Annotated in this window: 13 protein-coding genes; 9 read left to right on the plus strand and 4 right to left on the minus strand. The window is 64.1% G+C overall.

Features of this window, described 5'->3' with window-relative positions:
* The 3 genes from L5014_RS12405 to L5014_RS12415 all read right to left on the minus strand — a co-directional run.
* On the minus strand, positions 1 to 158 hold a 158-nt coding region (locus L5014_RS12405), incomplete at its 3' end, for a succinate dehydrogenase, hydrophobic membrane anchor protein (RefSeq protein WP_420800062.1).
* A 3-nt stretch (positions 159 to 161) separates the two neighbouring features.
* The gene (sdhC, locus tag L5014_RS12410; protein WP_238463951.1) at positions 162 to 578 is read right to left on the minus strand and encodes a succinate dehydrogenase, cytochrome b556 subunit; all 417 of its coding nucleotides are present in this window, start codon (positions 576 to 578) and stop codon (positions 162 to 164) included.
* Positions 579 to 725: 147 nt separating this feature from the next.
* Positions 726 to 1,529 carry a GntR family transcriptional regulator gene (locus L5014_RS12415; RefSeq protein ID WP_238463953.1) on the minus strand — a complete coding sequence of 268 codons (804 nt, stop codon included), beginning with the start codon at positions 1,527 to 1,529 and terminating at the stop codon, positions 726 to 728.
* 580 nt (positions 1,530 to 2,109) lie between these two features.
* Between L5014_RS12415 and L5014_RS12420 the strand changes: the two genes are divergently transcribed.
* The 7 genes from L5014_RS12420 to L5014_RS12450 all read left to right on the plus strand — a co-directional run bounded on the left by L5014_RS12420 (position 2,110) and on the right by L5014_RS12450 (position 11,092).
* A complete protein-coding gene (locus L5014_RS12420; RefSeq protein ID WP_238463955.1) occupies positions 2,110 to 3,096 on the plus strand; it encodes a malate dehydrogenase in 987 nt (328 codons plus the stop codon).
* Between the two features lie 254 nt (positions 3,097 to 3,350).
* A complete protein-coding gene (locus L5014_RS12425; protein WP_238463957.1) occupies positions 3,351 to 4,355 on the plus strand; it encodes an HpcH/HpaI aldolase/citrate lyase family protein in 1,005 nt (334 codons plus the stop codon).
* A 160-nt stretch (positions 4,356 to 4,515) separates the two neighbouring features.
* A complete protein-coding gene (locus L5014_RS12430; RefSeq protein WP_238463959.1) occupies positions 4,516 to 5,043 on the plus strand; it encodes a hypothetical protein in 528 nt (175 codons plus the stop codon).
* 21 nt (positions 5,044 to 5,064) lie between these two features.
* Positions 5,065 to 6,516 (plus strand): bifunctional 2-methylcitrate dehydratase/aconitate hydratase, encoded by a 1,452-nt coding sequence (locus L5014_RS12435; protein ID WP_238463961.1) that lies wholly within the window; start codon positions 5,065 to 5,067, stop codon positions 6,514 to 6,516.
* A 68-nt stretch (positions 6,517 to 6,584) separates the two neighbouring features.
* Entirely contained in the window at positions 6,585 to 9,302 is a 2,718-nt protein-coding gene (gene acnA / locus L5014_RS12440) for an aconitate hydratase AcnA (protein ID WP_238463963.1), read from the plus strand.
* A gap of 530 nt (positions 9,303 to 9,832) precedes the next feature.
* Positions 9,833 to 10,468 (plus strand): IMPACT family protein, encoded by a 636-nt coding sequence (locus tag L5014_RS12445; protein ID WP_238463965.1) that lies wholly within the window; start codon positions 9,833 to 9,835, stop codon positions 10,466 to 10,468.
* Between the two features lie 384 nt (positions 10,469 to 10,852).
* The gene (locus tag L5014_RS12450) at positions 10,853 to 11,092 is read left to right on the plus strand and encodes a hypothetical protein (RefSeq protein WP_238463967.1); all 240 of its coding nucleotides are present in this window, start codon (positions 10,853 to 10,855) and stop codon (positions 11,090 to 11,092) included.
* 89 nt (positions 11,093 to 11,181) lie between these two features.
* Here L5014_RS12450 and L5014_RS12455 read toward each other — a convergent pair whose 3' ends face one another.
* The gene (locus L5014_RS12455; RefSeq protein ID WP_238463969.1) at positions 11,182 to 11,571 is read right to left on the minus strand and encodes a hypothetical protein; all 390 of its coding nucleotides are present in this window, start codon (positions 11,569 to 11,571) and stop codon (positions 11,182 to 11,184) included.
* 614 nt (positions 11,572 to 12,185) lie between these two features.
* Here L5014_RS12455 and L5014_RS12460 point away from each other — a divergent pair.
* Positions 12,186 to 12,590 carry a helix-turn-helix domain-containing protein gene (locus L5014_RS12460; protein WP_238463979.1) on the plus strand — a complete coding sequence of 135 codons (405 nt, stop codon included), beginning with the start codon at positions 12,186 to 12,188 and terminating at the stop codon, positions 12,588 to 12,590.
* A gap of 404 nt (positions 12,591 to 12,994) precedes the next feature.
* Complete coding sequence (locus L5014_RS12465; protein WP_238463981.1) at positions 12,995 to 14,614, plus strand: inorganic phosphate transporter; 1,620 nt, start codon at positions 12,995 to 12,997, stop codon at positions 14,612 to 14,614.
* Positions 14,615 to 14,708: the final 94 nt, after the last annotated feature.

Below are 14,708 nucleotides of genomic sequence, written 5' to 3' on the forward strand. Positions count from 1 at the left end.
TCGTACGAGAAGTCGTGCGCGCCGAAGAAGAGCACGAGCAGCACGATGGTGTAGATCGCCATGATCACGGCGGTGGCGCGCTGGGCCATCCAGTCGCGCAGGCCGTAGTGCGCGCCCACGACGAGGCGCTTCGGACCGATTCCGTTTTTAGCCGACATTTTTTAGAACGCTCCGAAGAGTTTGGCCGCGAAGGCGATCGTGAGGATCGTGGAGATGACAACGACCACGAGCGAGGTCGACTTGCCTTTTTCCTTGCTCACGAGGTCATGGCTGAAGTCCATGAACAGGTGGCGCACGCCGGCGCAGAAGTGAAAGAGGAAGGCCCAGCCGAGGACCAGCACGATGAGCTTGACGATGACGTTGGAGAGGAAGCCCTTGAAGACCTCGAAGCTGAGCTCGGAGGTGAGGCTCTGGTCAAACAGGAACAGGATGAAAGGCAGGAACAGGAACAACAGCGCACCACTGACGCGGTGGCCGATCGACACGCGGCCCGCGAGCGGCAGGCGGTATGCGAGCAATATCTGCCCAAGCCCGATGTTCCGGTATTCCGGCCTCGGTTTTTTTGTGGCTTCTGCCATGCTAGACCCCTACTATGTGTTAACACTAATACGCAATTTTAGCGCCTTTTTATATCGCGCTGCAGCGAAATCCGCCGCTGGAACCACGGATCCGCGCGCGATGCAAGCGCATGGGAAGTGCCCGCACGCCTCGCGCGGACACTCTCTTCAACTCAAGTCATTTTGATAGTAGTACCCAGTTGTGACATACCAACCGCGGCGCACTTCGACCGGACGGTCTCCATAGGTATAGGACACGCGGTCGACAGATAGCAATGGAAAACCAGCCGGAACTTTGAGCAGATCAGCGACGGCGGGCTCCGCGGCGACGGCGCGGATCTTCTCGGTCGCACGAATCATGCGCGTGCCGAAATCGGCTTCGAACATGGCATAGAGTGGGCCCTTGTACTCGGCGAGCCGCTCGGCGGTCAGGCCGCGGAACACGCCGCCGGGCAACCAGATTTCATCGAGCACGGTGCTCTCGCCGTCGAACTGCAGCAGCCGCTTGATCAGCACCACCGGGTCGGCGGGTTTCAGATCCAGCTGGCGCGCGATCTCGGCGGAAGCGCGCAGGCGCCGGCATTCGAGCAGCCTGCTTACGTGGGGATGCTCCGCGCCGTCGTCGGCCAGCAATCGCAGGAAACGGAACTGGGCGCGCTCTTCATTGTGCGTCGCAACAAATGTGCCCTTGCCCTGGCGGCGCACCAGCAGGTTTTCGGCGGCCAGTTCATCGATCGCCTTGCGCACGGTCCCCTGGCTCACCTTGTAGCGGGCGGCCAGTTCGACTTCGCTGGGGATGATTTCGCCGGGCTTCCATTCGCCGGACACGAGGCTCTGCGTGATGAGCCCCTTGATCTGCTGATAAAGCGGGCTGAAGGTAGGAGACGTAGCAGCCGCGGAGGTGGGCGCAGACGCAGGGGCCCCACTCTCGGGAGCGGTGGAATTCGCGTTGCTGACCGGGTTCGCACTCATGGCGCGCATTTCAACATAAAGCCCCCCGGAAATCTACCCTTTTGGCAGCAATAGATATGTCTTATATAAGACATAAGATAGTGTTGACTTTGCCTCCCCCGGCTCCTAAACTGCCGGACGAGCAAGGGTTTGCGGGCAGATTCCGGTCGACTTGAAAGGACGCGAAAGGATCTGCAGGCAGCATCCACCTCGTGGCGAGTTGCGTCGCAGGGCCGCCTTGCAATCATGCTGTTCCTCCATGCAGTAGAGGTTTCGATCCGCCCAAGCCGGCGCGCAGTCGTAAAACACCCGCGCGGCGCCTCGTGGACCGTCCCACGCGAGCTGTAAGCAGGAGCCGGCACACGCGAAGCGGCCCGCGTCGGGCGTCCCTCTCCAGGACGCATCCCACCCGGGAGGCCGCGTTCCCATTGCTTTGTCGCACAGGTTTATGGCGGCCCGCCTCCCGGCGCGCGGCGCGATGCCGGCAAGGCCTCGCATGCACACCCGGAAAAGGTCCGCCGGATTCACGAACGCTTCGCGTAACGCGCATATAGAATGGCGTTTTACCTTGGCGTCTAACGCATCTTCCTGGAGATTTTCAATGGCTAAGTCCGCAAAGCGCGTTGCCGTCACTGGCGCCGCAGGTCAGATCGCTTACTCCCTGCTGTTCCGCATTGCGAACGGCGACCTGCTCGGCAAGGATCAGCCCGTCATCCTGCAACTGCTCGACCTGCCGCAAGCGCAAGCCGCCGTCAAGGGCGTCGTGATGGAACTGGACGACTGCGCATTCCCGCTGCTCGAAGGCGTGGTCATCACCGACGACCCCAAGGTCGCATTCAAGGACGCCGACGTCGCCCTGCTGGTTGGCGCACGTCCGCGCTCGAAGGGCATGGAGCGCAAGGACCTGCTCTCGGCCAACGCCGAAATCTTCACGGTTCAGGGCAAGGCGCTGAACGACGTCGCGAGCCGCGACGTGAAGGTGCTGGTCGTCGGCAACCCGGCCAACACGAACGCCTACATCGCGATGAAGTCGGCCCCGGATCTGCCGAAGAAGAACTTCACCGCCATGCTGCGTCTGGACCACAACCGCGCGCTCTCGCAACTGGCCGCCAAGTCGGGCAAGCCGGTCGCTTCGATCGAGAAGCTCGCCGTGTGGGGCAACCACTCGCCCACGATGTACCCCGACTTCCGTGTCGCAACGGTGGACGGCCAGTCGCTGACCAAGCTGATCAACGACGACGAATGGAACCGCAACACGTTCATCCCGACCGTCGGCAAGCGCGGCGCGGCGATCATCGAAGCACGCGGCCTCTCGTCGGCAGCATCGGCGGCCAACGCAGCGATCGATCACGTGCGTGACTGGGTCCTCGGCACGAACGGCAAGTGGGTCACGATGGGCATTCCGTCGGACGGCTCGTATGGCATCCCCGAAGACATCATCTACGGCGTGCCCGTGACCTGCGAAAACGGCGAATACAAGCGCGTCGAAGGCCTCGAAATCGACGCGTTCTCGCGCGAGAAGATGGACGGCACGCTCAACGAGCTGCTCGAAGAGCGCGACGGCGTGGCTCACCTGCTCGGCAAGTAAGTCCAGCCAGACAAACCGGGACTCCGTGGCTGCACGACGGGTTCCGGTTTTTTGCGCGTCGAGGCCTTCTTGTCGTTCCGAAGCCTCTCGACGCGCAGATGCGCGAGCGCCGCGGCCCAGGCCGCCTGTCTCGCGTCTGATGGCAGCCCCCTGATCCGCACGCGCCTTGCGGGACGCTGCCCGCAAGCACCCTCCGCAGCAGGGTGCGTCCGAATCAGGCTACTCCTCCCAACATTCGACCCCTGACGCCGACGATGCGCGCCCTCCCCCCCGCCGAAGTGCTCTTTGACGGCGAAGCGCCGCCCGCCCTCCTGCCCGTGTGCGACCACTACGCGGGCAGCGAGAAGCTGATGTTGAAATCGCTCGCGCTGCAGCAACAGCTCGGCCCGGTATTCGACATCACGCTCGACTGCGAAGACGGCGCCCAGGTCGGCCACGAGGCCGGGCACGCGGAGCTCGTCGCGTCGCTGATCGGCGGCGAGCACGACCGCTTCGCCCGCGTGGGCGTGCGCATTCACGACTTCCATCATCCCCATTGGCGTGACGACGTGCGCCTGATCCTGCGCGCCGCAAAGCGCGCGCCGGCCTTCATCACGCTGCCGAAGATCCGCGCCGTGGGCGACGCCGCCGAAATGACGGCGTTCATCGAGGCCACGCGCATCGAGATGGGCATCGAAAAACCCATTCCCGTGCAACTGCTCGTCGAAACGCATGGTGCGCTCGCGCGCGTGTTCGACCTCGCCGCGCTGCGCGGCGTCGAGGCGCTCAGCTTCGGGCTGATGGACTTCGTCTCCGCGCACGACGGCGCGATTCCCGACTCCGCCATGCGCTCGCCGGGCCAGTTCGACCACCCGCTCGTGCGCCGCGCGAAGCTGGAAATCGCGGCGGCCTGCCATGCGTTCGGCAAGGTTCCGTCGCACAACGTCAGCACGGAAGTGCGCGACATGGAAGTCGTCGCAAACGACGCGCGCCGCGCGCGCAATGAATTCGGCTACACGCGCATGTGGAGCATCCATCCGGCACAGATTCCGGCCATCGTCGCCGCGTTCGCGCCGCGCGACGAGGAAATCGCCACCGCCGCCGAAATCCTGCTTGCCGCCCAAGCTGCGCAATGGGGTCCGACGCGCCATGGCGATACGCTGCACGACCGCGCGAGCTACCGCTACTACTGGTCCGTGCTGCGCCGCGCGCGGGCGACGGGGCGCGCCGTGCCCGCCGAAGCCGCGCCGCTGTTCGGCTCCAGTGCGGCTATTTCATGAATGGCGAACGTATTTTTTTTCAGATCGGAAAAATCTGAGCCGGTACTGGCAAATAGGTGAAAATAGCGTCCGCTGCGTGCTTTCGGGGCGCGCGCAGTGCAACCGGCGGCTGCACCCCGCAGCCGCGCACTGATCAACCGATTTAGAGAGATAAAGGTCCATGAAGAAACTGCTGATCGCTACCGTTATCGGCGCGCTGTCCACGACGATGATGCTGGCAGCCACCGAAGCCGCCGCGCAAACCCCGTCGACGACCGCCAAGGCCAAGAAGCCGGCACCGAAGCACCGCATCATCAAGCGCAAGACCAACCCGGCCAAGGAAGCGAAGGTCGATCCGATCCCGGTGGGCGCCGAGCACTGGTCGTGCGCCGAAGGCATGGCCTTCGACCTGAAGGGCGACATGGCGCGTGACCAGATCGTCACCGTTCACTGGGCGAACAAGAACTACAACCTGCCGCGCCAGACCACGACGACGGGCGCAGACCGCTTCCATGACGCCGCAACCGGCCTCGACCTGGTCGTGATCCCGACCAAGGCCATGCTGTTCTCGGACAAGGACAGCTCGCGTCTGGCCGACGAGTGCAAGACCGTCGCCATGCAGCAAGGCGCGATGGCGCCGACCCAGGCTCAAGCGCTGAGCCCGGAGAACCACGCTCCGGCGAGCGCCAGCGCCGCAGCCGCCCAGTAAGGACGGCAACAGGACGCCTCGATGTCCGCACACGTCTCCAACGTCAGGCGGCAGCCGGATCAGGTCCTGGTCGACATCGTCGACTACGTCCTCGATTTCGGGATCGACAGCGCGCTCGCGCTGTCGACGGCGCGCTACTGCCTGCTGGACACGCTCGGCTGCGGGCTCGAGGCGCTCTCCTACCCCGCCTGCACCAAGCTGCTGGGACCGATCGTGCCGGGCACGGTCGTCCCGCACGGCGCGAAAGTGCCGGGCACGCAATTCCAGCTCGATCCGGTTCAGGCCGCGTTCAACATCGGCGCGATGATCCGCTGGCTCGACTTCAACGACACCTGGCTCGCCGCCGAATGGGGCCATCCGTCGGACAACCTGGGTGGCATTCTCGCGACCGCCGACTGGCTTTCGCGCACCGCCGTCTCCCAGGGCAAGCCGCCGCTCACCATGAAGCACGTGCTCGTAGCCATGGTGAAGGCGCACGAGATCCAGGGCTGCATTGCACTGGAAAACTCGTTCAACAAGGTCGGCCTCGACCACGTATTGCTCGTGAAGCTCGCCTCGACCGCCGTAGTCGGGCACATGATCGGCCTGACGCGCGACGAGCTCATCAACGCCGTTTCGCTCGCGATGGTCGACGGCCAGTCGCTGCGCACCTACCGCCACGCGCCCAATACCGGCTCGCGCAAGTCGTGGGCCGCCGGCGACGCCACCTCGCGCGCCGTGCGCCTCGCGCTGATCGCGAAGACGGGCGAGATGGGCTACCCGTCCGCGCTCACGGCAAAAACCTGGGGCTTCTACGACGTCTCGTTCAAGGGCCAGCCGTTCCGGTTCCAGCGTCCGTATGGCTCGTACGTGATGGAAAACGTGCTGTTCAAGATTTCGTTCCCCGCCGAATTCCACGCGCAGACCGCAGCCGAAGCCGCGATGACACTGCACGGCGTGCTCGCGCAGCGCGGTTTGACGGCACAGGACATCAAGCGCATCACCATTCGCACGCACGAAGCGGCGATCCGTATCATCGACAAGACCGGGCCGCTCGCGAACCCGGCCGACCGCGACCACTGCATCCAGTACATGGTGGCCGTGCCGCTCATCTTCGGGCGCCTCACGGCCGCCGACTATGAAGACGACGTCGCGCAGGACCCGCGCATCGACGCCTTGCGCGCGAAGACGGCCTGCGTCGAAGACCCGCAGTTCACGAAGGATTATCACGACCCGCTCAAGCGTTCGATCGCGAATGCGCTCACCGTCGAACTCAACGACGGCACGATGCTCGAGGAAGTCGTGGTGGAATACCCAATCGGCCACAAGCGGCGCCGCGACGAAGGCACGCCGCTTCTGATCGAGAAGTTCAGAACCAACCTCGCGCGCCGCTTCCCCGCGAAGCAGCAGCAGGCGATTCTCGATGTCTCGCTCGATGCGGCACGGCTCGATGCCATGCCCGTCAACGAGTACATAGACTTGTACGTCATCTGAGCAATCAGGCAGGCAGCACACGTATAGTAGTAAAGCGTTATTTCCGCGATCAAACGAAGGAAAACACCATGGCCCACAACCTCCACAAAACGCTAAAAGAATTCGACAGCGGTTCCGGCAAAGGCAAGTTCTACTCGCTGCCGCAACTCGGCAAACAGCTTGGCGTGAAGATCGACCGCCTGCCAGTCTCGATCCGTATCGTGCTCGAGTCCGTCCTGCGCAACTACGACGGCAAGAAGATCGCGGAAGAGCACATCGAGCAACTCGCGAACTGGAAGCCCACCGCTGCCCGCGTCGACGAAATCCCGTTCGTCGTCTCGCGCGTCGTGCTGCAGGACTTCACCGGCGTGCCGCTGCTCGCGGACATCGCGGCCATGCGCGGCGTCGCCAAGCAGGTCGGCAAGAATCCGAAGGTCATCGAGCCGCTCGTGCCGGTGGACCTCGTGGTCGACCATTCGGTGCAGGTCGACTACTTCCGCCAGAAGGACGCGCTCGACCTGAACATGAAGCTGGAATTCCAGCGCAACAACGAGCGCTACCAGTTCATGAAGTGGGGCATGCAGGCGTTCGACACGTTCAAGGTCGTGCCGCCGGGCATCGGCATCGTCCACCAGGTGAACCTGGAATACCTAGCGCGCGGCGTGCACAAGAAGGCTGAAGGCGCGGATACCGTCTACTACCCGGACACGCTGGTCGGCACCGACTCGCACACCACGATGATCAACGGCATCGGCGTGGTGGGCTGGGGCGTGGGCGGCATCGAAGCCGAGGCCGGCATGCTCGGCCAGCCGGTGTACTTCCTCACGCCCGATGTGGTTGGCGTGGAGCTCAAGGGCAAGCTGCGCGAAGGCTGCACGGCAACCGACCTCGTGCTGACCATCACCGAAATGCTGCGCAAGGAGAAGGTCGTCGGCAAGTTCGTCGAGTTCTTTGGCGAAGGCACGGCCTCGCTCTCGCTGCCGGACCGCGCGACCATCGGCAACATGGCGCCCGAGTACGGCGCAACCATGGGCTTCTTCCCGGTCGACGACAAAACCATCGACTACTTCAAGGGCACGGGCCGCACGGAAGCCGAAATCTCGGCGTTCGCGAACTACTTCAAGGCGCAGGAGCTTTACGGCATTCCGAAGGCCGGCCAGATCGACTACACGAAGACGGTCACGCTCGACCTCGGCACGGTCGCACCGTCGCTCGCAGGCCCGAAGCGCCCGCAGGACCGCATCGAAATCGGTCACGTGAAGTCGACCTTCACCGACCTGTTCTCGAAGCCGGTCGCGGAAAACGGCTTCGCCAAAAAGGCTGCCGACCTCACGGCCGAATACACGGCGGGCGACAAGGTCAAGCTGCACAACGGCGACGTGCTGATCGCGGCCATCACCTCGTGCACGAACACGTCGAACCCGAGCGTGCTGCTGGCCGCCGGCCTGCTCGCGAAGAAGGCCGTGGAAGCCGGCCTCACGGTCGCTCCGCACATCAAGACCTCGCTCGCTCCGGGGTCGCGCATCGTCACGGAATACCTGACGAAGACGGGCCTCTTGCCGTACCTCTCGAAGCTCGGCTTCGAACTCGCGGCATACGGCTGCACGACCTGTATCGGCAACGCCGGCGACCTCACGCCGGAGCTGAACGAGTCCATCACGAAGAACGACGTGGTCGCGGCGGCGGTGCTCTCTGGCAACCGTAACTTCGAAGCGCGTATCCACCCGAACATCCGTGCGAACTTCCTGGCCTCGCCGCCGCTGGTCGTCGCTTACGCGATCGCCGGCAACATCACGCGCGACCTGATGACCGAGCCGGTCGGCAAGGGCAAGGGCGGCCACGACATCTATCTCGGCGACATCTGGCCGACCAGCGAAGAGATCAACGCGCTGCTCAAGTTCGCGATGGATGCCGACGTCTACCAGAAGAACTACAGCCAGCTCACGAAGAAGGGCGACCTGTGGAGCAAGATCGAGGGCGAGGAAGGCCAGGTCTACGACTGGCCGAAGTCGACCTACATCGCCGAGCCGCCGTTCTTCGGCACGGACTTCTCGATGACGCCGTCGTCGGCGGTGGCTGAAGTCAAGGGCGCGCGCGCACTGGGCATCTTCGGCGACTCGGTCACGACCGACCACATCAGCCCGGCCGGTTCGATCAAGGAAGACTCGCCCGCAGGCAAGTGGCTCAAGGAGAACGGCGTGCAGAAGGCCGACTTCAACAGCTACGGCTCGCGCCGCGGCAACCACGACGTCATGATGCGCGGCACGTTCGCGAACGTGCGCATCAAGAATCTGATGATTCCGGCGAAGGCAGATGGCACGCGCGTCGAAGGCGGCCTGACGATCCACCAGCCGAGCGGCGAACAACTGTCGATTTACGACGCCGCCATGAAGTACATCGACGCCGGCACGCCCACGATGGTGTTCGCGGGCGAAGAGTACGGCACGGGCTCGTCGCGCGACTGGGCGGCCAAGGGCACCCAACTCCTCGGCGTGAAGGCCGTGGTCGCACGCAGCTTCGAGCGTATTCACCGCTCGAACCTCGTCGGCATGGGCGTTCTGCCGCTACAGTTCAAGGGCTCGGACAGCGTGCAGTCGCTCGGCCTGACCGGCGAGGAAACGTTCGACGTCGAAGGCCTGACGGACGACTTCAAGCCGCAACAGGACCTGACGCTCGTGATCCACCGCAAGGACGGCAAGGACGAGCGCGTCCAGGTGCTGCTGCGCATCGACACGCCGATCGAAGTCGACTACTACAAGCACGGCGGTATCCTGCCGTTCGTGCTGCGCTCGCTGCTCGCAGCGTAAGCAGGCAGTTTTGCAGGGACGGCATCCGGCAACGGATGCCGTCAAACTTGAAGGCCCGGCGCAAGTCGGGCTTTTTTTTTCGTTGCTGGGAATTTTTGAAAGGCGTAACGTAGATTCGCCTCTTGAGAACAGGCGAGCCTTATGACCCCGGCCGAGCGACATTGTCCCGACCGGGGTTTTTTCTGTGCGTTTGCTGGGGAGAGACTTCAGGAGAAGCGCGGCGCAAGACCTGCGGCGCCGCGACGAATTCGATATATGACGGATCACCGAATGAGGAGTTCGGCGTCGCTCCAGCCAGAGCTAGACCCGTCATGAAACGTATTATCGGCCCTGGAGGCCGATCCGTCATTAGCGTAAGTCGCAAGAAACCGTTACGTAAACTGTGGGATTGCGGGAAGGGGCCTGGGCACCGCGGCCGGACACCTGCGAACGGACGCCGCCGGGCGCCCCTGACCGGGCGTCCCTGACCGGGCGTCCCTGGCCGGGCGCCCCTGGCCGGGCGCCCCTGATTACCGCCCGTATCCGCTAACATGGCGCTAACATCACGCTTCGCCCACGCCGCACTGCCTGCTTTGCCCACTTACACCCTTGCCTCAACCGTCAGCGCGGAGCTCGAGATCCGCAAGAGCCGCTTCATCGGTCTCGCGATTCCGGTCGACGACCGCGAAGCGGCCATGGCCGAACTGCGCCGCCTGCGCGACGAACACCCCACTGCCACGCACGTCTGCTGGGCGCTGCTCGCGGGCGGCCAGTCCGGCATGTCCGACGATGGCGAGCCCTCCGGCACCGCGGGCCGCCCCATCCTCGAAGTGCTGCGCCATCACGACCTGGACGGCGTGCTTGCCGCAGTGGTGCGCTATTACGGCGGCGTCAAGCTCGGCGCGGGCGGGCTCGTGCGGGCCTATACCGACGCCATCGCCAGCGCGCTGCACGATGCGCAGCGCGTGGAGCGCATCGCCCAGGCGCGCCTGATCGTGGAGGTGAGTTATGCCGACGAAACGCGCGTGCGGCACTGGATCGAGCAGGAGCAGCACACGCTCGCCGACAGCCGCTACACGATGACCGTGCGGCTCACGATCCAGCTTCCCGCCACCGCCCTCGATGCCGCGCGCGACACGCTGCGCGACCTCACGCAAGGACGCGCGGGCTTTCCCGAGCACGAATGAGGCAGGCGCGGCACGCGTCTTGCCGATCGCCTGCACGTTGCACACGCGTTGTGAATACGTTGATTACACAACGCTCGTCGATTAAGCAGCGCTAATACCCATGCCGCGAATGCGCAAAAAAAAACCGCCGTATGGCGTCGGCGGTTAACAGGGGACGTGAAGAACAACCGCGAATCGACTATCGAATCGATCCGACGTGTCCATCATGGCGAGACAAAATTAAGGCAAACTTAAACGCACGCAAAAGCGCATAAACCTTGCGCTGTGCGGCATGACGCGCACGCGCCGAAAGCGCAGAATTTCCCGATCGCTATAATCGTCCGGTCTGAACGCGGGCTGCACTGCGCAGTGCAATGCAGCCCGCCATCAACGGGAAATACCGTCATGAGTTTCGATCACTTGAGGGAAGGCGCAGGTCCCGAACGACGCCATCGCATCTGGAGCAAGTTGCGCATGTGGGTTGCCGCGCTCGGCACACTCGGCTCCGCCGCCGGCATCGCCATCGCCGTGACCGGGCTCGTGGAATTCAATCACACCAAGGTGATCGCCGGCGTTGCCGTGATTCTCGTCTGCACCGCAGTGTACGTTTCGATCCTCGTGCGCGACCGCAATCGCGTCGACTAAAAACGCGAAGGCGCATCGCGCGCCACCTCGCTGAATGCGCGTCGGCGCGATCAAATGAATCGAACCATCGCGGCGCGCCCCCCTTCTCTTCACGCGGGCACCGGAACACCCATGGTGCTGCGATAGTGGTCGTACACGCGCTCGCGCTCCTCGCTTGCGAACTGGCGCTTCTCTACGAGCTTGAGCATGCGATTGCGGTCGGCGCCGAGCGTCGCGTAGTAGCGCTCCGCGTGCAGGCGCCGAAAGCGTAAATAGAAGTCCGGACCCGGCAGGCCCGAAGCGGTCGCGAGCAACGACGCATAGTCGGCCACGCGCGGCTCGCACAGCGCCGCCGCGGCAGCCTCCAGTTTTTCGTAGCGTTCGTGCAGCGGCACGCTCTGCGCGAACAACGCATGAAACGCGGCATAGGGTACGAGGCCACGTCGGCTCGCCGCGCGCCGCAGCAGACGTTCAACCTTTTCGTCGAGTTCTTTGTTCATGCCTTTAAACCATCAAGCCGACCATCAAGCGGGGTCATCAATCGGATCATCGAGCAGGGCACAAACCGGTTCGCATCGAGACGCGCAGTGAAGCAAAACTGGCAAGCCCATTCGATCCATATCGAATCGAATATCCAAAATGGTTCATGCAAATCCGGAAAGCGCATTCTGCCCAAAATTACCGATTTGCTCTCGCCAGGTGCCCCAACAACGGGCCAAAAGCGGGCTAAAAAAACGATTGCAAACGTTTTTAAACGCACTAGAGGGCGCGCATCATGGTATGAATGAACAACATTCACGGGCACCGTTAAGCGATTTGGGTAGGATCATTTTTTCCGATAGTCCAGGATAATCCGTAAGTCAAGCAGACTATTTTTCCGCTAGCTATACACATTCCCTACAAAAACAATTATTAATATCCCCTGCGGAACACCAAAGCAGTCCGCACGCGCCCCGCGAGGCGCATTGTTTCGCCGTCCGCGACGGCCCGGCATCGAGCGAGAGCCATGCGAGGCCGTGGCAAACGAGAAGACCCGCAGGCACTAAAAAAGGGTTGACAGGAGCGGCGCATCCGCGAGCCGCTTGTCCCGAATCTTTCGTTGACGAGTGATCACATGCTTACCAGAACCGAAAATTTGCCGAGTGTCGCGCGCAGGATGGCGGCCGGCCAGATGTTGGTGGAAGGCGCGACGGTGCATGCCGTGGCCGATTCCCTGCACCTCTCCGCCCAGACGGTGCGTCGCTACAAAACCATCGTCGATGACGGCGGCCTCGCAGCGCTACAGCAGATGAGCGTGGGCGGCCGGCCTTCCGTGCTCGACAGGGCCGCGTTGGGCTGGATCGCGAGCGCGCTGCATGGCTCCGCGCGCGAACATGGCTTCCCGAGCGATGCGTGGACCAACAGCCGCGTGCGCGAGCTGATCGGCCGCCAGTTCGGCGTGCACTATTCACGCGTCTATACCTGGCAGATCGTCTCGAATCTCGGCCTCGGCCATCGCCTGTCGAAGTCGGCGCGCTGAGAGGCACGACGCCCCGCGTCGCGCGGCTTGCCATACGGCAGCCCGGCGGCCTCGCTGTCTTGAGGCTGTCCTGAAGCTGTCTTGAGGCTGCCGCGCGGCTTCCTGCGTTCCCCGAATTTCTTCACGGCTTTCACGGCGCCTCACGGGTGTCGCGAGGCGCTGCGCGCGCAGGCTACGGCCTGCTCGCGCCGGCTCCTGCGGCCCTGCCACATCGCGCTATGCCGCCCCGCCAGTCCATTGCTTCGCGCAGCGCCGGTCCCGGCGCCGCTGCGCGGCTTGCGCGAAGGCGTCATCAATGCGTCATGGGCACTTTGCATGATCGGAAGCGTTGCCTGCCCCCCGCCGCTTTCAGCGCCCTACTCCCTGCGCGACTGCCCGCGCCCCGTTTGAGGAGCCAGCCCGTCATGCCGGATCTTTCCCTGTCACCGCAGCGGGGCGGGCGCAGCGTGAGCCTGCTCGTCTTTCTGCTCGTCATTGCCGCGGGCGCCGTCTATGTGGGCATGCATCTCGTCGACGATCTGTCGCCCGTGCGCGAACGCTCCGCGCTGCCGTGGTTCCTGCTCGGCATCGCGCTCGCCATCGCGCTGGGCTTCGAATTCGTGAACGGCTTTCACGATACCGCGAACGCCGTGGCGACAGTCATCTACACGCACTCGCTCACGCCCAACCTCGCCGTGATCTGGTCCGGCGCGTGGAACTTCCTCGGCGTGCTCACTTCCACCGGCGCGGTGGCGTTCGGCATCCTGCAGTTGCTGCCCGTCGAGCTGATCCTGCAGGTGGGCAGCAGCGCAGGCTTCGCGATGGTCTTCGCACTCCTTATCGCGGCGATCATCTGGAATCTCGGCACGTGGTACTTCGGCCTGCCTTCGTCGAGTTCGCATACGCTGATCGGCTCGATCATCGGCGTGGGGCTGATGAACCAGTTGATGCACAGCGCCAGTGGTGCCAGTGGTGCCGGTGGTGTCACGGGCGGCGGCACGAGCGGCGTGGACTGGAGCCAGGCAGTCGGCGTGGGCAAGGCGCTGCTGTTCTCGCCGCTGGTCGGCTTTCTCGCCTCCGCCCTGCTTCTCGTCGTGCTCAAGGCGCTCGTGCGCGTGCCCGCACTCTATGCCGAGCCGAAGGGCAACGAGCCACCGCCGTTCTGGATCCGCGCGCTGCTGATCCTCACCTGCACGGGGGTCTCGTTCGCGCACGGCTCCAACGATGGCCAGAAAGGCATGGGCCTCATCATGCTGATCCTGATCGGCACCGTGCCCACTGCCTATGCGCTCAACAAGGCCGTGACGGCAAGCGAGTCGCAAACCTTCGTTGCGGTCTCGCAGCAGGCCGCGCGCACGCTCGAGCAGTACAGCAACGGCGTGGCCGCGCCCGCCGGCGGCCCGAATGCCGTGCGCGCCGAAGTCGAGCGCTACATCAGTACGCGCACGCTCACGCCTCGGACGGTGCCCGCGCTCGCCGCGCTCTCGACGCAGGTGGGCCAGCAAGTGGAAGGCTATGGCTCGATGGCGGCGCTGCCGCAGTCGGTGGTGGATAACGTGCGCAACAACATGTACGTGATCTCCGAGGCCATCCGCCTGATGGAGAAGACGAAGCAGCCCGCACTCCCGGAAGCCGACGCCCGCGCGATCCACAATTTCCGCAGCCAGATCGACCACGCGACGAAGTTCATCCCGACGTGGGTGAAAGTGGCCGTGGCGATCGCGCTCGGCCTTGGCACGATGGTGGGCTGGAAGCGCATCGTGGTGACGGTGGGCGAGCGCATCGGCAAGCAGCACCTGACCTACGGCCAGGGCGGCTGCGCGGAACTGGTGGCCATGGCCACCATCGGCGCGGCCGACCTGTACGGCTTGCCGGTCTCGACCACGCACGTGCTGTCCTCGGGCGTGGCGGGCACGATGGCCGCGAACGGCTCGGGCCTTCAATGGAGCACGGTGCGCAGCCTCGTGCTCGCCTGGGTGCTCACGCTGCCCGCCTCGATCGCGCTGGCGGGCGCCCTGTACTGGGTGTTCCGCCACGCGTTCTGAGGCGACGCGCCGCAACCGCTACGCGCAAACCCAAAAAGCCGCGCCCCTCGTTGGGGGGCGCGGCTTTTGCGTCGCTTTTGCAACGCTTATGTAT

Origin of the sequence: Paraburkholderia tagetis (genome assembly GCF_022213065.1) — a bacterium.
GTDB classification, from domain to species: domain Bacteria; phylum Pseudomonadota; class Gammaproteobacteria; order Burkholderiales; family Burkholderiaceae; genus Paraburkholderia; species Paraburkholderia tagetis.

Bases quoted from the DNA above. Each gene is read 5' to 3' on its own strand.
- sdhC (WP_238463951.1), bottom strand. From the start codon at position 578: ATGGCAGAAGCCACAAAAAAACCGAGGCCGGAATACCGGAACATCGGG.
- L5014_RS12415 (WP_238463953.1), bottom strand. From the start codon at position 1,529: ATGAGTGCGAACCCGGTCAGCAACGCGAATTCCACCGCTCCCGAGAGT.
- L5014_RS12420 (WP_238463955.1), top strand. From the start codon at position 2,110: ATGGCTAAGTCCGCAAAGCGCGTTGCCGTCACTGGCGCCGCAGGTCAG.
- L5014_RS12425 (WP_238463957.1), top strand. From the start codon at position 3,351: ATGCGCGCCCTCCCCCCCGCCGAAGTGCTCTTTGACGGCGAAGCGCCG.
- L5014_RS12430 (WP_238463959.1), top strand. From the start codon at position 4,516: ATGAAGAAACTGCTGATCGCTACCGTTATCGGCGCGCTGTCCACGACG.
- L5014_RS12435 (WP_238463961.1), top strand. From the start codon at position 5,065: ATGTCCGCACACGTCTCCAACGTCAGGCGGCAGCCGGATCAGGTCCTG.
- acnA (WP_238463963.1), top strand. From the start codon at position 6,585: ATGGCCCACAACCTCCACAAAACGCTAAAAGAATTCGACAGCGGTTCC.
- L5014_RS12445 (WP_238463965.1), top strand. From the start codon at position 9,833: ATGGCGCTAACATCACGCTTCGCCCACGCCGCACTGCCTGCTTTGCCC.
- L5014_RS12450 (WP_238463967.1), top strand. From the start codon at position 10,853: ATGAGTTTCGATCACTTGAGGGAAGGCGCAGGTCCCGAACGACGCCAT.
- L5014_RS12455 (WP_238463969.1), bottom strand. From the start codon at position 11,571: ATGAACAAAGAACTCGACGAAAAGGTTGAACGTCTGCTGCGGCGCGCG.
- L5014_RS12460 (WP_238463979.1), top strand. From the start codon at position 12,186: ATGCTTACCAGAACCGAAAATTTGCCGAGTGTCGCGCGCAGGATGGCG.
- L5014_RS12465 (WP_238463981.1), top strand. From the start codon at position 12,995: ATGCCGGATCTTTCCCTGTCACCGCAGCGGGGCGGGCGCAGCGTGAGC.